Annotated in this window: 16 protein-coding genes; 2 read left to right on the top strand and 14 right to left on the bottom strand. The window is 61.3% G+C overall.

From position 1 onward, the window contains the following. Nucleotides 1–9 precede the first annotated feature (9 nt). The 14 genes from RB216_RS00770 to RB216_RS00705 form a co-directional block, all read right to left on the bottom strand. Nucleotides 10–1731 (bottom strand): ShlB/FhaC/HecB family hemolysin secretion/activation protein, encoded by a 1722-nt coding sequence (locus tag RB216_RS00770; RefSeq protein ID WP_305383355.1) that lies wholly within the window; start codon nt 1729–1731, stop codon nt 10–12. Between the two features lie 366 nt (nt 1732–2097). Next, a complete protein-coding gene (gene pgaD / locus RB216_RS00765) occupies nt 2098–2580 on the bottom strand; it encodes a poly-beta-1,6-N-acetyl-D-glucosamine biosynthesis protein PgaD (protein WP_068937701.1) in 483 nt (160 codons plus the stop codon). 2 nt (nt 2581–2582) lie between these two features. After that, a complete protein-coding gene (gene pgaC / locus RB216_RS00760) occupies nt 2583–3923 on the bottom strand; it encodes a poly-beta-1,6-N-acetyl-D-glucosamine synthase (RefSeq protein WP_308908192.1) in 1341 nt (446 codons plus the stop codon). A gap of 2 nt (nt 3924–3925) precedes the next feature. Beyond that, on the bottom strand, nt 3926–5923 hold the full coding sequence (gene pgaB, locus RB216_RS00755) for a poly-beta-1,6-N-acetyl-D-glucosamine N-deacetylase PgaB (protein WP_028615231.1): 1998 nt from the start codon (nt 5921–5923) through the stop codon (nt 3926–3928). A gap of 12 nt (nt 5924–5935) precedes the next feature. After that, nucleotides 5936–8416: a poly-beta-1,6 N-acetyl-D-glucosamine export porin PgaA gene (gene pgaA, locus RB216_RS00750; protein WP_068937699.1), complete on the bottom strand. Its 2481-nt coding sequence runs from the start codon at nt 8414–8416 to the stop codon at nt 5936–5938. Between the two features lie 300 nt (nt 8417–8716). Continuing rightward, on the bottom strand, nt 8717–10213 hold the full coding sequence (locus RB216_RS00745; RefSeq protein ID WP_308908191.1) for a YdgA family protein: 1497 nt from the start codon (nt 10211–10213) through the stop codon (nt 8717–8719). 146 nt (nt 10214–10359) lie between these two features. Then, nucleotides 10360–10992, bottom strand: coding sequence for a hypothetical protein (locus RB216_RS00740; protein ID WP_028615228.1), 633 nt, complete (start codon nt 10990–10992; stop codon nt 10360–10362). Between the two features lie 81 nt (nt 10993–11073). Then, on the bottom strand, nt 11074–12516 hold the full coding sequence (locus RB216_RS00735; RefSeq protein ID WP_236317877.1) for an efflux transporter outer membrane subunit: 1443 nt from the start codon (nt 12514–12516) through the stop codon (nt 11074–11076). Next, on the bottom strand, nt 12513–13403 hold the full coding sequence (locus RB216_RS00730; RefSeq protein WP_038842430.1) for an efflux RND transporter periplasmic adaptor subunit: 891 nt from the start codon (nt 13401–13403) through the stop codon (nt 12513–12515). Before RB216_RS00730 ends, RB216_RS00735 begins: the two co-directional genes overlap by 4 nt. Then, entirely contained in the window at nt 13400–13609 is a 210-nt protein-coding gene (locus tag RB216_RS00725) for a DUF1656 domain-containing protein (protein WP_012721577.1), read from the bottom strand. Before RB216_RS00725 ends, RB216_RS00730 begins: the two co-directional genes overlap by 4 nt. Further along, a complete protein-coding gene (locus tag RB216_RS00720) occupies nt 13606–15684 on the bottom strand; it encodes an FUSC family protein (RefSeq protein ID WP_028615225.1) in 2079 nt (692 codons plus the stop codon). The genes RB216_RS00725 and RB216_RS00720 overlap by 4 nt, the downstream gene beginning before the upstream one ends. Further along, the gene (locus tag RB216_RS00715; protein ID WP_028615224.1) at nt 15681–16091 is read right to left on the bottom strand and encodes a MarR family winged helix-turn-helix transcriptional regulator; all 411 of its coding nucleotides are present in this window, start codon (nt 16089–16091) and stop codon (nt 15681–15683) included. Before RB216_RS00715 ends, RB216_RS00720 begins: the two co-directional genes overlap by 4 nt. A 347-nt stretch (nt 16092–16438) precedes the next feature. Further along, complete coding sequence (locus RB216_RS00710) at nt 16439–16684, bottom strand: DUF2789 domain-containing protein (protein ID WP_122685618.1); 246 nt, start codon at nt 16682–16684, stop codon at nt 16439–16441. A gap of 35 nt (nt 16685–16719) precedes the next feature. Continuing rightward, on the bottom strand, nt 16720–18324 hold the full coding sequence (locus RB216_RS00705) for a glycosyltransferase family 39 protein (protein ID WP_308908190.1): 1605 nt from the start codon (nt 18322–18324) through the stop codon (nt 16720–16722). A gap of 168 nt (nt 18325–18492) precedes the next feature. Here RB216_RS00705 and RB216_RS00700 point away from each other — a divergent pair, with 168 nt between their 5' ends. Next, on the top strand, nt 18493–20661 hold the full coding sequence (locus RB216_RS00700) for a PA5441 family protein (RefSeq protein WP_236317881.1): 2169 nt from the start codon (nt 18493–18495) through the stop codon (nt 20659–20661). Further along, entirely contained in the window at nt 20658–21362 is a 705-nt protein-coding gene (locus RB216_RS00695; RefSeq protein WP_028615220.1) for a DUF3142 domain-containing protein, read from the top strand. Before RB216_RS00700 ends, RB216_RS00695 begins: the two co-directional genes overlap by 4 nt. Nucleotides 21363–21489 lie beyond the last annotated feature (127 nt).

The raw sequence follows: 21489 nt of genomic DNA, 5'->3' as shown, positions 1-21489 counted from the left end.
GGCGTTTAATTACAGGAAGAAATCCATACGGAAGTAGATCGGCGCTTCGCGCTCGCTCATCACTGCCGGGCGTTCCAAAGAATGCGCAAAGGTCACGCTGGTGCTCAGGTTCTTGCCGCGGGCGAACAGCTCCAGGGAGTTACTCGACACCCGGCCATGTACACCGCCGTTATAGCGATCATTGCTGATCACCCCTTGGTCGTAGCCGACGCTGGCGCCGTATTCAGCAAAAGCCGGGCGCAACCAGTCGACGGTCACCGCACGGGCCCAGCGCACTTCGTTGCGCCAGTAGCCGCCGCTATCGCCAATCAACTGCTGATCCTTGAAACCACGCACCGAGGCCGAACCACCCAGGCTCATGCGCTGCGGGCTGAACAGAATGTCTTCACTGCGTTGGCCGGTGGCCAGGCTGGAAAAACTGAACGACTCGCCCCACAAGGCGAACGGTTGCAGGTAGCTGACGGTGGCGGTGTATTTGCGGTAGCGCGCATTGGGTTGACGATTACCGAACGGGTCGCGCTCATCTTGAGATTGCGCGTCGAACAAGCCGATGCCGTTCTGCATGCCCAGGTCGACGTTGACGAACGCGTTGCCGATACGCCGCCCGTGGTTGATGCCCAGTTGCAATTCGCTGAGGCGGTTGCTGCTTGGCTTTGTACGGGTGTCGAGGATGTAGTTGTTGGTGCGCAGGTGTGCAAGGCCCACGTTCACCGATGTCTTGCTCACGTCGTCACGGTGGATCACCCGCTCAGCGCGCAATTGGTGGTTCTGGTTGTCGCCGTTCTGTTTGAATTTGAAGTCGTCGACCCTGCCATAGGTGCGGTAGTCGCTCTCGCTGTAGGTGTAGCTGAAGTTCCACCAGCCCCACGGCACGTTGTAGTAGAGCATGCTGTTTTTTGAGGTTTTCTGGTGGTCGCTCACGGCGTCGTGGCCGCCACGCAGTACCAATTGATCGGCCAGGCCCAGCGGGCTGTCCCACTCCAGGCCGGCTCCCCACTGCTGCTCGCCGGTACTTTTCTGCCCATCGTTATTGCGTGACAGGCTGGCGCGCCAGGGTTTTTGCGGGGTGTTCTTGACCACCACTTCACTGCCGCCGATCTGCGTACCGGGGGTCAGCTCCATCTGAGCCTGCTTGGAGGGCAACCGGTTGAGCTGGTCCACCAGTTGCTCGACTTCACGCAAGTTGAGCGCCTCGCCAACCTTGCCGGGAAAGGCCATCGCCAGCTCACGGTCGGTAACGGTACTGCCTTGTGCGCCTTTCAAGCCTTCGAGCTTGCCTTCCACCACCAACACTTGCAGGTGACCGCTGGAAAGGTCTTGCTGCGGCAGATAGGCACGGCTGGTAACGCGGCCTTTTTCGATGTAGTAGTCGGTAATGACCCTGAGCAGTTCGTTGAGCTGCGACACGCCCAGGCATTGGCCCGTGTAGGGTTTGAGCAGGCGTGCGCGGTCGTCGGCAGACAGGCTGTCAGCGCCCTTGAGTTCGATGTCTTTGATCGGGAAGCAACGTGTGTCGGCAGGCGTCGCCGGGGCCTGGGGCCTGGCTTCTTTACCGGGCAGGTCCTTGAGTTCTTCGAGACGCCGGCGCTGCTCTTCAAGCAGGCGGTTTTGCCGATCGCGGATCAGGTCCTGATCCCCGGGCGTGGGGGCGGCCATGGCACTGTTCAGGCCCAAATAAGCGAGCATGAAAGTGCATAGCAGTAACCGAGTCCGTGGCAATAACGAAGACATATTCGATCCATCGAAAATCAAGGGGCGGCAAACTAACACCTAACTTCCGACAACTCAAAAAGCCGAGCTAGTTGGACATTAGTACTAATTAGTCATGCAACATATTGATTTATAACAACTAAAAATTATCAAAGAGAAAAGCTGACGGGCCATGGAATTTTTATTCCGACAGGCGGCAGCACTCTTGATAGCGATTCATCGGAGAACTTATAAATTGCCATTAATTGGCCATCAACTTCTTGCCGAGTTAGGTTAGTATCGGAAAAAGCAGAAAAGTTCGCGGCATTTTTGTGAATTGGATCCCATTTGTCGGGATTAAACCGAATCGTTCCCACCTTGCATGGGAACGATCCTCCAGCGTTCGCCTTAACTGGCGTCTTTGCTCTGATCCTTGGCAGGCACCAGGGTCAGCCCCGGCTTCTCGACATCGCGGGAGACATGGGACTTCACTTCCGCCACACCGCCCTCCTCGTCGTTATGGATCACCAGCACCCCAGGCTTACGCAACTGCTCCAGATCCCCTTCAGCCAGGCTGAAACTCTCGCTCAGGTTCTGGTCGGTCAGCGCCTTGGCCTCGGCGCGACGCTGGGCGAACTTGCGGCCCCGGCGCTGCTGGTAGCGCGCCCAGCTGATCAGGATCACAGCGTTGAACAGCGCAATCCACAGGTAAATCTGCAGGGTGTTGAGCGCGGCAAAAATCGGCGCATCGATACGCGGGCCATCATGGGTCTCCAGCATCGAGCTGATCCCACGTGCCAGCAACCAAATCAGGCCTGCCCAGGCCATCAAGGTCAACAACACATCGATGATCCACATCACCGTACGTTGGCGAGTTCTGACCAATTTCATGATCACGCCTCCTCTTCAGTAGGTTTGATGCCGCGATCGGGACTGACCCAGCGCGCACGCTTCTGATGCTGGTTGAACAGCACCTTGGGAAAACTGACCAGGGTGGTGAACAAACTGACCAGCCAGAACACCATCGGGTACCACACGGTCCAGAACAGGGTTTTCCACAGGTCCTTCTCGTAGCGGCGGTCGATGATGATGCTGACGGCGAACTGCAGCAGGCACACCATCGCCAAAACCAGCCCGGTAAACGCCGGTGGCATCAGGGAGTCGACCGCAATCGCTTGAGGCATCGGGATGAATTTACCCACGCCCCAGAAGATCACCGACAACAGGAAGGTGAACGCCCAACCGGTGGACAGGCAGTATTCGAACAACAGCGGCCACAGGTAGCGATGACGCCATTGCCAGATGCCACGGATATTCTTGAACAGCACCTCAGCGCCACCCTGGGCCCAGCGCAGGCGTTGTTTCCACAGGCCGCCGACGGTTTCGGGCATCAGAATCCAGCACAAAGCGCGGGGTTCGTAGAAGATGCTCCAGTGATCAAGCTGCAGCTTCCAACTGACATCGATGTCCTCGGTGATCATGTCGGTGCTCCAGTAGTCGATGCGGTCCAGCGCCTTTTTACGGAACGCGACCACCACACCCGATACCGTGAAGATCCGCCCGAACACCCGTTGCGTGCGCTTGATCAAACCGATGATCGAAGAGAATTCGCCGACTTGCACGCGGCCGATCAAGGTCGAGCGCGTACGGATGCGCGGGTTGCCGGTCACTGCGCCAAGGCGCGGGTTATCCAGCATCGGCGCCACCATATAGGCTGCCGCGTTTTTATCCAGCAACGCGTCGCCGTCGATGCACACCAGGTACTCGCTACGCGCCGCCACGGCGCCCATGCGCAAGGCCACTGCCTTGCCCTGGTTCTGCGCCAAGTGCAACACACGCAGGCGCGGGTTCTCCAGCGCCAGGGCGTCGAGTACCGCGGCGGTGTTGTCCTTGGAGCCGTCATTCACCGCGATCACTTCGATGTTCGGGTACAACTGACCCAGTGCCGCACGGATGGTATCGGCGGCGTTATCCCCTTCGTTGTAGCAAGGGATGATGATCGAGATCAGCGGGTTACCGGCCAAGGTAGGTGCCGGTGTGTCCTCTTCCCACGGCCAATGGCGCTCCCAGTGCAGCCAGAAATACAGGCCGCCTGCGATCCACAACGCCGACATGAACAGCGGGTAGAAAAACACGAAGTCCATCAGGAACTGCCCGGTGACCAGGAAGATCAGGCCCAGGGGCACACCCAATACCAATGCCAGCACGAATAAAGCCAAGAGTCTGTCGAACATGGTCAAGGGTTCCATTGGTTGGAAATGGCCGGACGCACCGTCTTCAGGTCCGGGGAGTTTTCCAGGAAGTTGTCCGGGTAGTAGCCAAAACTCGTGACACCCTGGCGCTTGAGTACACCCATCCATTCAGCCATCTGTTTGGCGTCGATGTCCGGGGCGGCCTTGGTGCGCCAGTCTTTGGCTTGCAGTTCGAACACCGTGCGTTCCATGGCGCCGGGGCGCGCCTTGACCGTGGCGACCAGCTTCTCCAGCCAGGCGTTGGAGTTGCTGTACTCCTGGCCTTCCATCAGCGGCATGGCCATGGGCGCGGTCCAGTCGTAGGTCTGCAGGAAATCATCCAGGTTCTGCGCAAACCAGGCTTCGCTGCCGGGATTGAGCATGGGCTCGGCGAAGATATTGCGCGCGGTCTGTATCTGCGGCCCACCGATGGCGCGGACCTTGGCGGTCAGCTCCTTGGTGAAGTCGATCAGGTAGCGGCTCTTGAAACGGGTCCAGCGTTGCATCACGGCCGGATCGGCACGCAGCGCCTCAACGGTGTTCGGCAGGCCAGCAGCGGCATAGGCCTTGAGCGCGGCGGGGCTGGCATCTTCGAAATCGTTGAACACCGCATCATCGTGGTACAGCACACCGTCGATCGCGTTGTTGCGCGCCAGGTCCTCGTAGATCTCACCGATGATCTTGCGCACCTGCGGGTCAAACGGCGACAGGCGTTTGTACTGGTCTGGATCGAGGCCGACCTTGCCAGTTTCAGGGTCCCAGCGCGTTACGCGTGGCAGCTTGGGGTCGAGGGCAAAACTGAGTACCGGCATCCAGGCGTACACCGCAGCATGGGCACGGGTGTGCAACTGCCAGGAGACGCGGTTAAACAGGTCGGCGCGTACCGGCAAGTGGCGGTTGGGGAAGTACACCGAATGCACCAGGCCATCACCCTTGGGATCGGCGAAGGCTTGCAGGAACACGGTGCCGGCGCCCATGTCCACCACGCGCTGTACCAACTGGTCGAGGTTGCGTGCCTGTTGAGCCGGGTCCGGGTCGTAGACGTTATCCAGGTCCACATGCAACACGCGCATCGGCGCCTTGGTTTGTACCGCGACCATGCTGTTGGCGAAATGCTCGCCGTCCGGGTCGGAGGCCACCAGGAAGCGTGGGCTGTTCATCAGGTCACTGGAGCTGTCGAGGCCATCTTCCAGGGTCAGGGCCATCTGGTAGCCCTGCTCGCCAATGATCGCCAGCGAGGTGCCTTTGGCGGCACCGTAAGGCCATACCCACACCCGCGGTTTCTTGCCGGTGACCTTTTGGATCTTGTTGGAGATCGCGGCAACGTCAGCACGCATCCGCGCATCGAACTGCGCCTGGCTTTCATAACGCCCAGTGGCCGGATCAAAACGCAGCGAGGTCGCCGCCGGCTCCAGGTTGCCCTGAGGGTTGGCCAGGATGCCTTTGTGGTTGTTGTCGGTGTGCGCAGCGATTTCCACCAGGCCCGATTGAGACACTTCGCGGATCTGCTGCCAGGTGAGGAACTCGCCACGCGGCCGTGGCTGGCCTGCGAAGTCCACTGGCTGGTTCATCGGCGTGTCGATCCAATAGCCTACCGGCGCCAGCAACGCTGGCCAACGGTAGGCGCGCAGGATCGGCATTACGCGGGTATAGAAGCTGGAATAGCCATCGTCGAAACTGAGCATGATCGCTTTAGGCGGTAACTCAGGCCCACCGTTGCGAGCCGCCAGGATCTGATCGACGCTGACCGCCTTGTAGCCGTTCTCGCGCAGCCAGGCCAACTGTTCGATCAAACGCTCGGTGCGCACCGCCACCACCGCCTGATCGGGGTCGCGATCCTCGACGTCGTGGTAGGCAATGCCCAGGAAATGGTTTTTCGGCCACGGCGCTTCGTTGGCCGGTGTCGGCCGCTCGGCGGGTGGAGTGAAAGGCGCGGGTTGCTGGGCACAGGCACTGGCCAGCATTACGCCCAGAATCAACAAGCAACGGCTGAGGACGGTCATGGTCAGGCTCTTCTAGAAACGGTAAGTGAGGTCGACGAGCAGACGCAGATCGCGTTCGCGATCGCCGTCGTAAGGTCGGCTGATCAGGCTCAGGTTGGCGCCGGCTTCCAGGACATCGTTCCAGCGATAGCGTTGGCCGTAGCCCACCAGACCGATGCCACCCGTGGAATAATCCTGCTGGCTATACGTACCCGCACCGACCTGGAACTGCTGACTCCACTGAGTCTCGTAGCGGTGATAGAGCACATGGTTGATGTTGAGGACAGGCAACACGGTGAAGTCTGACTTCGGGTTGAAGTAGACCGTGTCTTCCTTGCTGTTGCGGCTGGCGCCGACTTCCAGGCCCAGGTCCACTTGCACTTTCGGCGAGCTGTAAAGGCCTTCTCGGCCGCTGAGCAAGGCCTCGAAACGATCGTTGCCGTCACTGAAATGGGAGGGGCTGAGGGTCAGCTTCCACTCGCGGCTTTCATTGGCGCGCCAGCGGATGAAACCGCTGCCACCGTTGGCCGTAATTCCGTCATTCAATGCCCGCAATGGCGTGGTGGACAGGAGGTAGCCGAGGCTACCGCCGTATTGCCAGTTGTCGTTGATGTCGCGGGCAATCGACACAGCAGCGCCTTGTTTGGAGCCATCGCCGTAGGAGTGGTTGGAAACCTCGGCTTCAATCGTCATGTCGCGGGTCCGACGCTCTACGCCGACCACTTGCCAGCGGTGATGGCCGGTGCCTTCCTCAAAGTCGGCGGTGGCATAACCGGCACCGGCGAACAGGCGCCAGTCTTCGTCGATAGGCGGCGTGTAGATACGGCTTTCAATGCCCCAGTCACGGCTACCCGAGACGGCACCGGCGTCGCCGTTGTTGCCGCCGCCGAAGCTTTTGCCGGTGTAGGCCTCGACGCGCAGCTCGGCCATATCATGTACATCGCGCAGGCGTTTGAGGCGCTGCACCTGCCGGTTGTCGGGGTTACGGGCGACCACGTCGTCGGTGAGGATGTCGAGTTGACGCCACTCCTGCAGGTCCAGGGCCGTGAAGCCTTGGGACATCTCCAGGCCGATGTCACGCGGGCTTTGCGCTTCGGTTTCCTTGAGCGATTGCTCGGCGCGCCGTGGCCAGTCGCGGGCGCGGTACATCTCGGCTTGCGCCAGGCGCAGGCCGATGCTGCCAGGCGCCTTGCCGACCAGTTCTTCCAGGGCTTTTTCGCTGGACGGCAGGTCGGAACCATAGGTGCCGGCCTGAGCGGCCAATTGCTGGGCGTCCATCCACTCGTCGTTGGGGTTGCCGATGGGCAATCCCTTGAGTTCAACCCGGGGTTTCTGGCTGTCGGCCAAGTTCTTGGCGACCGCCCGCGCTTCATCCACTTGGTCGTTTTCGAGCAAGGCGTAGAACAAGGCGGTGCTGTCTTCAACGCGGTCGCCCACGTCCGCATCGGGAGCGCTCAGCGCTTGGCGATACAACGGCGCAGCCTTTTCCGGCAGGCGCTGGTCGAGGTAGGACGCGGCTACCCAACGCACCGCATAGGTGGGCAACTGCACACCCTCGGCCTGGAGGGTTTGGTACTCGCGGATCACCTCGGCAGTGCGCGCCCGCGCCTTGAGCGCACCCAGGCGGTCGATGCGCCAACGCACCACATCGTCTTTGGCCGTAGGGTCCGGGGTCCAACGGGCAAGGAGCTGGTCGTACCCCTGCAAGGCGCGATCAGCAATCACATAACGCTCTTTCTCGGTACGCGTGGCGAACTCGGCCATGCGCACGCGCTCAGCGGCCAGGTCACCTTCGAGGCGACGCTGGGTCACCGGATCGACAAGACCAGGGCGCTGAGCCGACAGGCGCAACGCAGGCTCGGGCAGACGTGCTTTTTGCAAGGCGACAACGTATTCGCGAGCCACTTCCGGCTTGTCACCGGCGCGGGTAAACGCCTGGTCGAATTCAAACAGCGCGTCGTACTGCAAGCCCGCGCGGGTCAGCGCATAACCCAGTGCCATACGACGATTCGGATCATCCGGCTTGGCGGCCACCAGCGCGCGAGCGCGTTGCACCGCTTCGCTGGCTTTGCCGCCGTCAGCCTGGGTAAGGGCCAGGCCCAGTTGCAGGTCGACATTGTTCGGCTCACGCAGCAGTGCCTTGCGGTAAACCGCCTCGGCCTGCGCCCACTGCTTCTGATTGCGATAAGTCCGCGCGACCGTAGCCAGCGCCTGGGCGGTCAAGTTGCGATTCTGCCCCTGTGCCTCGTATACCTTGAGCACTTCGGCATCCTGGCCGGCCCAACCGGCGATCACCAGGTGATCGCTGATCTGGCCTGGCGTCTGGCGCTCGGCAGGCAATTGACGCAACTGAGTCAGGGCGGGTGTGAAGTTGCCATTGCGCGCCTGGATGATCAGGGCGTCATAGGCCGGGTCGGCCATGGCGAAGGTGGGCATCAGCAACTGGCTGCACAAGGTTACCCCGATGAGCAGCCGTAACCGGCCTGAGGCACTGAGTGGGAGTGTTCGCAGCATATCGTGAGCTTCCTTACACACGGAAAGCTGTAACGATAGGTGGTCCTGAGCGGTTTGCATCAGGGTGTCGGCGTCTCGTGACCCGACCTAGCTTTCCTGTATGAACTATCCCCGACACCTGTATGAAAAAGGACAATTCATAACAATTGTTCAGAATTGCCCTACGAATCTGAAAAGCCAATGGGGGAGCGGGATTGCCTGCAATGAAGGGTGGCTAATCGACATGAGCGCCGACCTTTTGACCCTTATCGCGGACAACCCCGCTCCCCCATTAATTATTTCTGGGCGATGGCGAAATCTTTACTGCGCGCCGCCAACCGCACCGGCTTTGGACATCACGAAACCGATGAATTGCTCGACGGTCATTTTCTGGCCGTTGAAGGTCACTTCATTGTTGGCGTAATGCAGCTTGGACACCACGTCGCTGCCGACCAGGGTTGCCAGCTGTGTGCCTACCGCCATACTGCTGATCATTTCGCTGGCCATCTGGGATTGCTGCTCGATGGCTTTAGGGTCGGTCACGCCACCGACCTGCGCTTGCAGAGCGGCAACGTCGGCAATCATCGGCTTGGACAGGGTCAGGTTGGCGTCCAGCAGCGCAACCATCTGCTTGCCCAGTTCAACCGGCGGCAGTTCCATGGACGTAGGCTTGGCCAGGTCTACCACCAGGTTGAACTTGCTTTCACCGTGGGTGGTTTTCAGGGACAGGTTTTCCAATGCCAAGTGCGGCTTGGCGGCGAGCAACTGGTTGACATTGGCTTCGGCCAGGGCTTGCTCGGCTTCGGTCAGTTGCAGCTCAGGCACCGGTTGACCGGCGGCGGCAGCGGCTTGCACCGGCTGCATCTTGTCCTGATACAGCTTGGTCAGCACCAGGCCCGACGGCACGTCGATGTTTTTCAAGCTCACGGCCATGGCGGCAGAGCCGACCGGTTTGCCCTGATAGCCGATCTCGTCGATCTTGTAGTCGACGCGGCCGGACATGTTGTTGTCTTTGACTTCGCTGGTGTCTTTCTGCTCAAAGCCCTTGAGGGTCATCACCGCTTTCTGCGGGCCGAACGTGAGCTTGGTATCGGTCAGCTCAACGGTGTTCTGCCCGGTGTAGAAGCCGAAGGTGGATTTTTCCAGGTTGCTGGCCACGGTCAGGCCAGCGAACTCGGCGTTGAACGGCGCGCCATTGGCATCGACTACGTCCAGCTTGAGGCTGTTCATGTAGCCATCCACCTTGACCTTCTTGCCCTCGGCGGTGCTGTCAAAGTCCAGGTTCAGACCCGAGAAGTTCACCGAGGAGGTCTCGTCCTTGAACGCCAACGGCAGCAATTCGAGGTTGCCGGTGACCGAACGGCTGTAGCCGATATTGGCCACGCCTTTGAGCGGCGACACGTCTTTGGCAGCGGCGAACCATTTTTCGGTGGTGGCGTTCTTCTCCAGTTCGAAATGACTGGTGGCCATGACCGGGAGCCACTTCAGCGACACCAGACGCGAGAAGGGCAGCGGACCGTGTTCGATATGATCGACAAACAGCAGCTCGGGGTTCGGGTTCTGCTCGCCGAAGAACGAGCCTTGCCCCTTGAGGCGGTAGTGCGCGGTGCTGCTGAACAGGCCACGGTCCAGGGACACCAGCTCCAGGTTAACGGTACCGTCGACACCGGCCATGGAACGTTGCAGCTCCTTGTTGGCGTCCTGCACCGCCGTTTGCAGCACGGGCTCCAGTTGCTTACCGGTGTACCAGGCACCGCCTGCACTGACGACGCCGACGGCGACAACGAAACCCAAAAGAACAACGGCTGGCTTATTCATGAAGTGACCTGATCAAATCCTGTGAGAAGTGGGCTGTCTTCCTTGAACCCCGAGGGGATTGGCTCAAGCCCGCCGAAAACGGGGGAAGATTAGCACTGGCGGCCGCGAACGGCCCAGCTTTTCAGAGGGATCAGTTCGGTACTAGTTCACGAATACTCCAGTTCAATTTCATCCAACTGGTGGTCGAAACTCTTCAGGCGCGCCGTCCAGGTGTACACCAGCACCTCAAACTCGCGGTGTATCACGGCATTGCCAGGGGTGTCGGCCTTGGGGTCGCAGAAGTCCAGTTGGTAGCGCTCGCGCGCCATTTGCGTGGCCACGTCGGACAATTCCCGCGCGTTATTCAGCCAGTGCCTACCGTCCGCGACCTGTTGATCGAGGGCCACGCACTGTTTCTTCAGGACTTCGAGGCTTTTTTCCAGGGGCGTGCCGGTCAGGTCGCCCATGACTTCCTGGAAGGTGCGCCCCGGTTGCCAGTAGCTGCCCCAGAAGTAGCGGTCGAACACGGTCTCGACCCGGCGCAACGCGACCTTGGTGTCCCAGATCGCCACGCGGGTCTTGCCTTGTTCGAGGAGTTTTTTCTTCACCCGTTGATTCTGGTAGGAGGCCCACGCCACGACGCCGATGGACAGGGTGCCGATCACCAGGCAGGCGCTGTCGAGAAACACCATCGCCTTGTCGAGTTGGTGAGCCAGCATGACGCCGTAGAAATAGGTAGCCGACAACAACACCAGTGCAAAACACACGCACCAGAAAGCGGGAGCATAAGGGTTTTTCATTATTGGAATCCCCATGAGCAAACGCGAACGTTGACCGGCGGGCCATCACGGGAGCCCGCCAGTCAAAGCATAGCTATTTGCTCAGGGTTTGCTGGCCGGCGCGGGTTGCGTTCGTCCGCTTTCCCAGCCGCCGCCCAAGGCCAGGAACAGATCGATCTGGCTCATGGCAACTTGGGTGTTGGCCGCTGCCAGTTGCGCTCGCACATCGGTATAGGTGCGGGTGGCTTGCAGGTCGGCAAGGAACGATGCGCGGCCGGCCTGGAAGAAGCGATGGGTCTGCCCTGCCGCTTCCTTGGCCGACTCGCCGGCTTCGGCCAACGCGTCGCGGCGTTGCAGTTGCGCGGTGTACTGCGCAAGGCCGGTCTGGGTTTCACGGATGGCGTTGAGCACCACCCCGTCAAAATGCGCCAGGGCGCCCTGGGTGGCGGCCTCGGCCTCGTGGACGCGCGCGCGGGCGCCGTTGGTCGGGACAGTCCAACTGATCATCGGGCCAAAGCCCCAACGGTTGGTCGCAGGCTGACCAAGGTTTTCGAGCAGGCCAACAGTGCCCACCGTAGCGCCGATGCTGATATCCGGGTAAAGCGCGCCAGTGGCCACGCCGATACGCGCGGTAGCAGCGGCCAGTTGACGTTCGGCCTGGCGCACATCGGGACGGCGCTTGAGCAGCGTGGCGCCGTCGCCTACCGGCAACAGCTGGGCGATATGGGGCAATTCGGCGCAGGTGCTAGTGCCCCCGGGCAGTTGGTCCACCGGCTTGGCCAGCAACATCGACAGGCGGAACAAACCGGCCTGGCGCGCCGCTTCGTAGCGCGGCATATCGGCACGCAAGGATTTGTATTGGGTTTGCGAGCGCGTCACCTGGGTTTCATCACCGCGCCCGGCGTCGCGCAAGCGCTGGGTCAACTGGGTGCTTTGGGCTTGCAGGTCTAGGGACTCGTTGGCAATCGCCAATTCTTCGTTCGCTGCACACACTTGGGTGTAGGAGCGCACGACATCGGCCACCAGGGTGATGCGCGCGATATCGGCAGCGGCCTGGGCTGCGTCGGCAGTGGCCTGGGCGCTTTCGATGCCACGTTGCAAGGTGCCGAACAGATCGAACTGATACGAGGTGGTAATCCCCACGCTGCCGATGTTACCCACCGGGACTTTGTCGGCCAGCAAAAACGCTTCGCCGGACTCTTGCAGGCGCTGGGCCTCCGCCTTGGCGCCGAGGCTCCAGCCGCCTGCGGATTCAGCTTGTTGGGTCTGATAGCGCGCACGCTGCAAGTTCGCAGCCGCCACGCGCAAGTCAGTGTTCGACGCCATGGCCTGGCGCACCAGCTCATCCAGGCGGGGGTCTTTGTACAACTTCCACCAGTCGGCCGGTACCGGCGTCGACACCACGTTGTTGCCCTCACCGGCGATTTGCCCTTGCAGGTCGCCACGATTGACCGCGGCTTTATCCGGCAGCGAGTAATCTGGGCCCACCGCCTGGCAGGCCGACAGCAACACACCCAGCGCGGCGGTGGCCAACAGCTGCTTCATGGCTGGTCTCCGTCTTTAACCTTATCGCCGATGATCGAGACGGTGGCCGTACGCCCGGCGATCATGCGGAAGTCCGCCGGCACATCATCAAAGGCGATGCGCACCGGAATCCGCTGGGCCAGGCGCACCCAGCTGAACGCCGGGTTGACGTTGGGCAGCAGGTTGGAGCCACTGCTGCGGTCGCGGTCTTCGATACCGGCAACGATGCTTTGCACATGGCCGCGCAGGCGGGCGTTGTCACCGATCACACGGATGTCCACCGCCATGCCGACGTGGATGCCGTCGAGCTTGGTCTCTTCGAAATAACCATCGATATGGAAAGAATTGCTGTCGACCACCGACAACACCGGACGCCCGGCGGTGACGAATTCCTGGGTGCGCGGCGCGCGGTCGTTGACGTAACCGTCCACGGGGCTGCGGATCACCGAGCGGTCGAGGTTGAGCTGGGCGGAATCCACCGTCACCTGGGCTTCGGCCAGGGCCGACTGGGCACGGGCGACGCGGGACTGGCTTTCTTCCAGCTGCTCGCTGGGCACCAGGTTGCCGAGGCCACGGTTACGCTTGTACTCGCGCTGGGCCTGCGCCAGGGTTTCCTGGCGGTCGGCCACGGCGGCCTGGGCTTGGCGCAGGGCCAGCTTGAAGCGGTCCTGGTCGACGGCGAAGAGCACTTGGCCCTTGGTCACCAGTTGGTTGTCGCGCACGTCCACGCGCTGGATCAGCCCGGACACGTCCGGCGCGATCTGCACGATGTCGGCACGGATGTGGCCGTCACGGGTCCAGGGGGCAAACATGTAGTACATGACCATGCGCCACACCACGACGACCGCAAACGTCACGATCAACAGCGTGAGGACTACACGGCCGATGGTCAAAAAAGGTTTTTTCATGTCATCAGGTATCGACTGAGTGAGTCCACCGCGCCCAGCAACAGCGCGTAGAGCCCCACATTGAACAATGCCCGGTGCCAGACCAGGCGATAGAAGTGGACGCGGGTCAACAACCCGTGCACCACCAGGAACAACACATACGTAATGCCCATCAGCACCAGCAGCGTGGGCAGGAACACCCCGCTGATATCCAGATCACCGATCATAAAGGCGCTCCATCAGGCAGCGGCGCTTCCATCTCGGTGCCGCCAATAAATTCCACGCCCGGCAGCAGTGACAGGCGCAAGCCCGCCAGCGCATGCAAAAGATGCAGGCGGGTGTCGTCTTCGTCTTGCAGGCCTTGGCCGTTGAGGGCGCGGCGCGTGCGGTCCAGGGTCATCAGCAGACCGCTGGGCGCGGGCAAGCGTTCACCGGCCTTGAGGCACGCCTTGAAATAGCCGCCCACGCCTTCCACCACCTGGTTGAGCAACACCCGTGGCACCCCGAGGATGCGCGGCGAGTAGGCCAGCAGGTCGAGCAGGTTCAGCGCCACGCGCAAATCGCGCAGGGCGGTGCCGGTGTCCTGATTGATCAGGGCCAGGCGTGGCAGGTGCTGCATCAGGCGGTCGAGCATTTGCGCGGCCATGTGCCGGTGTTCGGCCAGGGTCGCGGGCTCGGTGAGGCTGACGATGTCGCGCCAGCTGAAACGGGTCAGGCGCTTGGCCGCCAATTCAGCGCCGAAGGGCCGCGCGATCAGCGTCCACACAAAGGCAAACAGCAAGCCCACCGGCCCCGCCAGGTTGACGTTGGCGAAGTTGAGGAAGTCGGCGTCATAGGCGCCCTGGATGCTGATGAACGACGAGGTGTTCACCAACGTCAGCAGCATGCCAAGGTAAAAACGCGGCTGTACCGTGAGGGTACCGATGCAGATAAACGGCACGGCAAACGCCAGCACTAGCATCGGGAAGTCGTGCAGGTTAGGCAGCACCAGGAACAGATAGAGGCTGGCAAACAGCACTGACATGGCGGTCCAGAAAAAGAACCGATAGATCTGTGGCGCCGGGTCATCCATCGAGGCGAAAAAGCTGCAGGCGACAGCGGCCAGGATCACCGCGCTGCCGCCGTCGGTCCAGCCGAGCAGGATCCACAGCACCGAGGCGACGATGATCGCGGTGACGGTGGAGAACGCCGAGTAGAACATCAACCCACGGTCGAGGAACGGCGTGAGCCGGCCCAGGCGCCAGTGACGGTACACGGCGCGCCAGGTGTCCTGGCTCTCGCACTGGATGGCAGCTTGCAGGCTGCGGCAGTCTTGCCACAGGTCGATCCACTCTGCGAGACGATAGAGCGCATTGGAGAACAGCAGCGTGTGCCGGTCATCCAGCGCTTCGCCCTGGGGTTGAGCGGCGTCGACCTGGTCGCGCAGCACGCGCCAGCGTTCAAGCGGGGCTGTTTCGGTGGTGCTTTCCAGCCAGGCGTTGGCGGCCTCCAGCAACGGTGTGAGCTGATCTGCGAATTCCGGGGCGCGGTGTTCAATCGCGTACACCGCATCATCCAGGGCATCGATCACCGGCAGCAGGTGGATCATGCGCCCGCGCAATTCCTTGGTGTTGCGCACCGTCTGCGGCCGCGCGCCTTCGTGGGGCAACTGGCCGATCATTAATTCGAGGGTGTTGAAGGTGGCGACCATACCGCCGCGCAGCGTGCTGATTTCGTCGGGCTCTACATTGCGTGTGAGGAACCGCTGGCTGTAGACCTGAGCGTCGGCAAACCACTTGGCCACCGAACCATCAAACACCGGCATCAGCCGGCGCGGCCAGAACATTGCGCCCACCACTGCTGCCACTGCGATACCGAGGAAGATTTCTTCGGTACGCGCCTCTGCCACATCCCACACCGCCAGGGGGTTATCCACCACCGGCAGGGCGATCAACGGCAAAGTGTAGCCGGCGAGCATCAGGGCGTAGTTGTTGGCCGTGCGCAGGTGCATGGAGAGGAACAGCAGGGTGCCCGTCCACAAGGCAATCACCACCACCAGCATGTAGGGCGACTGCACGAACATCGGCACAAAAAGAACGGCCGCCGCCGCCCCCATGAAGGTGCCGATGGCGCGGTACAGCGCTTTGGAACTGGTAGGGCCGACAAACGGGCTGGAGACGATATACACCGTCGCCATCGCCCAATACGGACGCGGCATTTGCATGAGCATGGCGATGTACAACGCGATCATCGACGCCGCGAAGGTGCGTACCCCGTAGAACCAATCACGGGCAGGCGGGAAACCGGTAAAAAATCCGTTCAAAGCGACGCCGCCTCGAAGGCGCGCAGTACACGCAGCGCGGCTTCCATATCACCTGGGGTCATGTCTGCCAGCACTTCCTTGCGCAGGCGCACCAATTGCACCTCCACCGCTTGCACCAGCTCGCGGCCACGCTCGGTTAGGCTCAGGGCCTTGGCGCGGCGGTCGTGAACGTCTTCGGTGCGGCACACATAACCGTCGGTACAGAGCCGGTCGAGCAAGCGCACCAGCGACGGGCTTTCCATCCCCGATGCCTGGGCCACTTTGACCTGGTGCACGCCGTCGCCCAAGCGGCCGATCATCAACAACGGCACGGCGCAGGCTTCGGAGATGCCGTAGCTCACCAGCGTGGTCTGGCAGATTTTGCGCCAGTTACGGGCGCCCACCACCATGCTGCTGCTGAGGTTCATCTGGAGTTGTTCGAGGGATTGAGGCACTGGATAGTTCGCATACAGTTAGTTTGCTAACTATCAATATGGTGGATGGATCCAGATGCGTCAAGTTTTGAAACAATTTAGCGGATGGGTGGTGGTCGGTGCGTCGGTACAGAATTTACTAACACCGCAAAACTCTGTGGGAGCTGGCTTGCCTGCGATTGCGGTGGGCCACTCGAGGTATATGTCGACTGACACTCCGCTATCGCAGGCAAGCCAACTCCCACATTTAGATCGGGGCTTGGCCCGTCCGGGTCTTAGCGTGGGGAGACAGGCGCGTGCGTCAGAAAAAGCTCACTAACGCGGTAAAACCCTAGGTTTTTTTACCCCCCTCGCCCACCCCGCAACATGAGATTCAACTCATCCACCACTTCCGCCCAATCCGCATCCTCCAGAATCTCCTCGCGCAAAAACGCCCTCTGGCTATCCGTCCAGAAAAACGCATCCGCCAGTTTCAGCTCCGGCTTGAGCGGCGAATGCACCGCCACAAATTTGTCGATACTCACCGGGTCATCCGGCAGACCCAGCTGTTTGAACAGTGACGGCAAGCTATGCACGGGCGATTCCATGATGGGCTCCTGATAGAAAAAAGCATTCACCCAGTCTAGCGGCAGCCCTCGGGTTGCGCCGACGGGACATTACACAACACGAACAAGCGCGCCCTGGCGCCGCCGCCATCCTGGCGACTGAGTTCGCGCCAGCCCTCAGGCAGCGGGGCGAAATCGTCCGGCGCTTCGTTGCTGCTGATCAGCCACACGCGACGGGTTTCGGCGGGCAGTGCCGACAGGTGGTCGAGGTAGATGCGTCCGCCGTCCTGGTCCACCAGGGTGCCGAAGCCATAGGCATTCGGCCGGGTGGGCGTGCCGTCGGGTTTGGGCGGGGTGTAGAGCTGCAACTGGGCGTCGGTCTGGTCGTAATACACGTAGCTGAGGTACCACATCATGTCGCTGAGGACGATGCGGTCGTCTTCCTGATAGTTGCGGTTGACGAACTCCACCGGCACGTTGAATTGGTCGTGTTCGTCCACGGTGAAGTTGTTCTTCAAGCCCACCAGTTCCACGCCGACAAACAGCACGAACAGTGCTGCCCCCAGCAATGAAAACCGTGATGGCAGGCGATCGATGGCCATCGCCAGCAGGATCGGCAAGCCCAGGGCGTACACCGTCAGGTAACGCTCGATAAACACTGGGGAAATAAACGACACCCCGTAGACCAACAGCAGTGGCAACAGGAAAAACAGCGCCAACAGGCCGGCCGGCCGATAGCGGTCGCGGTCGCGCCAAGCGGTGGCGACGACGACAGCCACCAGCAGCAACGGGAACAGCCAGAACAGTGGCGACCAGAAACCGACACCTTCATCCTGCAGTACGAATTGCCAGACCATCGACGGCAGGGAGAACAGGCTTACCGGCTCTTCCCAGCCAATATCACCGCCCACCTTGAGCTGTTCGACATGCTGCACCAAGTCCAGCAGATTCGGCAGCCAAGGCAGATAAAACAGCACAATCGTGGCGTTGGCCAACCACCACGCCGGGCGCGTGATCAGGCGTTGGTCGCGCGGCATCGTGACACTCAGCATGCCCAGGTAAGCCCAATGCACCAACACGCATAGCGCAGTGAAGTAATGGGTGTAGAAACCGGCCGTCATCAATACGACATACACCGCCAGATACCGCGTGCGCTCAGGCTGGCGTGCCCAGTAAACCAGCGCCAGCGTGGCGCCCAGCAGCCATACACCCAGCAGCGAATACATGCGCACTTCCTGGCTGTAGCGCACCGCCGTCGGCAACAGCGCCAGCAGTATCCCCGCCAGCACCGCCGCACGGCGGGTGGACAGTTGCCGCGTCAGCCAGATGCCCAAGCCCACGACGACCACGCCGGGAATGGCACTCATGCCGCGAATCGACCAGATGCTGTCGCCGAACAGTTCGATCCAACCGCGCAGCAGGAAGAAATACAGTGGCGGGTGCACATCGTGTGCCGCGTGGAACCACAGGTCGCCCAGGGCGTATTCGCTGAGCAGCAGGCTAGAGCCCTCGTCGCCCCAAATCGCCGCCGACGTCAGGTTGTAAAAACGCAGGGCCATGGCCAGCGTCAGGATCGGCACCCACCAGAGGCGGCTGATCCAGCCGGCGCCTTCCCAACTGAGGCGGTTGAGTGCGGGTAACGTCCCGACCTTTTCGTTTTGCTCTACCACAGACCGACGCACCTCGATTCCCCCGATTGCCCAAGCGCAAACACCGCCACTCTAGGACAAAAGATCCAGGCTGGCTGCTGGAATCGGACAAATCAGTAATTTGTGCAGGGCTTCTCCGAAGCAACCGTAGGAACACGCTATTATTGCCTCCCTCCAAGGACTCAGGATCAAGGACACGTCATGCGCATCGGTTTTCTGTCACCCCTGGCACTGGCACTGCTTGCCGGCATCACCCAGCAGGCCCAGGCCAGCTCTGACGACTCGTGCTACCCCGACTGGCGCGTCTCGCGTGATAGCCTCGATTCCTGCAGTAACCTGCCCTTCCTCAGCCCCGGCAACGACAGTCGCGTCAACCTGCGCCTGCTGCTGGCGGACAAAAAGGCCGAACCGCTCACGCCCAATGCGCTGAGCGAAGATGATCTGTCTCAGGGCTTCGGCCCGGTGCCGTTCCCGGTCTATCGCCTGGCGCCTATCCCCGCGACAAACGATGAGCCCGACAACAAGCCGGACAATTCACGCACCGCCGAACTCGACACCCTGCTCAAGCCCCTGGGCATCCAGCGCGACGAGTACAAGACCGCAGGCGAAGCGTTCCTGACTGGCGAGGGCAGCCGTTGCCGCAGCAACGATGATGACAGCGCCACGGCGTTCATCAGCCAGGTGATCAAGGCCGACATGCCGGCTGCTGAGCGTGAGCTGCTGATAAAAGCGCGCCTGCAACTGCTCACAGCCTGTTCGTGGGAAGGCCAGGTGGTGGACGCCCAGCAGATCCAGTCGAACGACGGCCAACTGTTCCGTACCTACCTGCAAGCCGCCGCCGACTTCTACAGCGGTCGCTTCGGTGACGCTGAGCGCGGTTTTGCCGCCGCCAGCGCCAGCCACGTGCCTTGGCTGAAGGAAACCGCGCTGTATATGACTGCGCGCACGTCTTTGAACCAGGCCCAGGCTGAAGCCTTTGACGAGTACGGCATGCCGCAACTCGAGCATGTGGATAAGTCCGCCCTGAGCCATGCCGAGGAAGGCTTTCTCGGTTACCTGAAAACTTACCCACAGGGCGACTACCTGGCCTCCGCCCGTGGCCTGCTGCGCCGTGTTTATTGGTTGGCCGGTGATAACACCAAACTCGCCGAGGCCTACGCCTGGTCGATGACCGAGGCAACGGACGCGCAGCGCAATGTGTCGGTAGATGATCTGGTGGAGGAAGCCGACCTCAAGCTGTTGATGGTCAATAGCGAAACCGTCAGCACGCCGATGATCCAGTTTGTCAGCGACCTGATGGTGATGCGCGGTGGCAACCAGCCTGCCCTCTCCCGCACCGACCTGGAAAAGCAGAAAGCTGCGTTTTCCAGCGCGCCGGAGCTGTATGACTACTTGCTCGCAGTGTCTGCGCTGTATACCGAGCATCAGCCGGACGCTGCGCTGAAACAGTTGCCCCAGAGCGTGCCGTCGAGCCTGAATTACTTCGCCTTCAGCCAACAAACCCTGCGTGCCCTGGCCCTGGAAGCCAAGCAAGATTGGAAAGGCGCCGAAGCGCTCTGGCTGCAACTGCTGCCGCTGGCGAAGTTGCCGTTGCAACGCGATCAGCTTGAGCTGGCGTTGGCCATGAACTACGAACGCAGCGGCCAGTTGGCCAAGGTGTTTGCCGCCGACTCGCCGATCAGCGCCAAGCAGGTGCGTTACATCCTGCTGCGCAACGTCGCCGGTCCCGAGTTGCTGCGCCAGCAGATCGCCCAGGCCAGCGATCCGCTGGAACGCCAGACTGCGCAATTCGTGCTGCTCTACAAAGACCTGCTGCGCGGTCAGTACGCCACCTTCGCCGACGACCTCAAGCAACTGCCAGCCTCCGCCCCGGAAGACAAACTGGGCACCAGCCTGGGCTACGTCTACAGCGCCAGCCAGACCTTGAAGCTGTTCCAGTGGAACGGCGACAAAGCCGAGTCCGGCTACGCCTGTCCGAGCATCACGCAAATCGCCGCGACCTTGCAGAGCGATGCCAAACATCCACAGGGCCTGAACTGCCTGGGTGAGTTCATCCTGCGTAACGGCCTGGACGGCATGCCACTGGAACAGGCGCGCGCCGCCGGCAGCCTGGGCAGCAGTGCATCGGACTTCAAGGGTGAAACCTTCTCGCGCCTGGATGGCTACAAACAGGTGATCGGCAACGCCAAGGCACCCAAGAATGACAAGGCCTACGCCCTGTTCCGCGCCATCAACTGCTACGGGCCGTCGGGCTACAACAGTTGCGGCGGCGTCGACGTGGAACCGGCCGTGCGCAAGGCCTGGTTCCGCCAGCTGAAAACCAGCTACGCCGACACCCAGTGGGGCAAATCGCTGCAGTACTACTGGTGAAACACCTGTGGCTCGGCTTGCTGTTGCTGGCAATTCCGGCCTTCGGCGCCGTCGACGCCCGTGACTATGACGCCTTCTGGCTGTGGAGCGGGGTTACACCACAGCCGGTGCTCAAGCAGGCAAAAACCCTGTACATCCTCCAGGGCCAGATCAACTCCACGCGCCGCGCGCCCCAGCGCGGCGTGCAGATGATTGCCCAAGGCATCAGCGTGCCGCGCCTTACCGAAGGCGACATCTGGATCGTCTACCGCGCCCACACCCTGCACTGGCCCGAGCAGGTCTACCGCCAACTGTTCGGCCAGGTGCAACGCTGGCGCGACGCAGGCAATCCGGTGGTGGGCATCCAGATCGACTTCGATGCCCGCACTCAGTACCTGCATGAATACGCCGACTTCCTGCGCGACCTGCGCCAACGCCTGCCCGCCGACCTGCGCCTGAGCATCACCGGCTTGATGGACTGGAGCAGCAACGCTGATCCGGCGGCCATCGCTCAACTCAAAGGGGTGGTGGATGAAGTGGTGGTACAAACGTATCAGGGGCGGCACAGCATCCCGGATTACGCGGCGTATTTGCCGCGGATGAATCGGTTGGGGTTGCCGTTCAAGATTGGCTTGATTCAGGGTGGAACGTGGGAGGCACCAGGGTATTTGCAGGGGAACGAGTGGTTTCGGGGGTACGTGGTGTTCTTGCAAAACCCATGAGGGTTCACCATGGCCTGTAGGAGCGAGCTTGCTCGCGAAAGACGTCAACGATAACGCAGCGCTATCAGGTAGCCGCGCGTCGTCCATGCGTTTTTCGCGAGCAAGCTCGCTCCTACAGTAGGTGGGG

Origin of the sequence: Pseudomonas canadensis, from assembly GCF_030980095.1 — a bacterium.
In the GTDB taxonomy this organism is placed as follows: domain Bacteria; phylum Pseudomonadota; class Gammaproteobacteria; order Pseudomonadales; family Pseudomonadaceae; genus Aquipseudomonas; species Aquipseudomonas canadensis.
This window is presented reverse-complemented; position numbering and strand designations above follow the sequence as displayed.

Coding starts and splice junctions, on each gene's coding strand:
- pgaA (WP_068937699.1), bottom strand. CDS start 8,416: ATGCTGCGAACACTCCCACTCAGTGCCTCAGGCCGGTTACGGCTGCTC.
- RB216_RS00770 (WP_305383355.1), bottom strand. CDS start 1,731: ATGTCTTCGTTATTGCCACGGACTCGGTTACTGCTATGCACTTTCATG.
- pgaD (WP_068937701.1), bottom strand. CDS start 2,580: ATGAAATTGGTCAGAACTCGCCAACGTACGGTGATGTGGATCATCGAT.
- RB216_RS00715 (WP_028615224.1), bottom strand. CDS start 16,091: ATGAACCTCAGCAGCAGCATGGTGGTGGGCGCCCGTAACTGGCGCAAA.
- pgaC (WP_308908192.1), bottom strand. CDS start 3,923: ATGTTCGACAGACTCTTGGCTTTATTCGTGCTGGCATTGGTATTGGGT.
- RB216_RS00740 (WP_028615228.1), bottom strand. CDS start 10,992: ATGAAAAACCCTTATGCTCCCGCTTTCTGGTGCGTGTGTTTTGCACTG.
- RB216_RS00725 (WP_012721577.1), bottom strand. CDS start 13,609: ATGATCGGTGATCTGGATATCAGCGGGGTGTTCCTGCCCACGCTGCTG.
- RB216_RS00710 (WP_122685618.1), bottom strand. CDS start 16,684: ATGGAATCGCCCGTGCATAGCTTGCCGTCACTGTTCAAACAGCTGGGT.
- RB216_RS00730 (WP_038842430.1), bottom strand. CDS start 13,403: ATGAAAAAACCTTTTTTGACCATCGGCCGTGTAGTCCTCACGCTGTTG.
- RB216_RS00735 (WP_236317877.1), bottom strand. CDS start 12,516: ATGAAGCAGCTGTTGGCCACCGCCGCGCTGGGTGTGTTGCTGTCGGCC.
- RB216_RS00700 (WP_236317881.1), top strand. CDS start 18,493: ATGCGCATCGGTTTTCTGTCACCCCTGGCACTGGCACTGCTTGCCGGC.
- RB216_RS00745 (WP_308908191.1), bottom strand. CDS start 10,213: ATGAATAAGCCAGCCGTTGTTCTTTTGGGTTTCGTTGTCGCCGTCGGC.
- pgaB (WP_028615231.1), bottom strand. CDS start 5,923: ATGACCGTCCTCAGCCGTTGCTTGTTGATTCTGGGCGTAATGCTGGCC.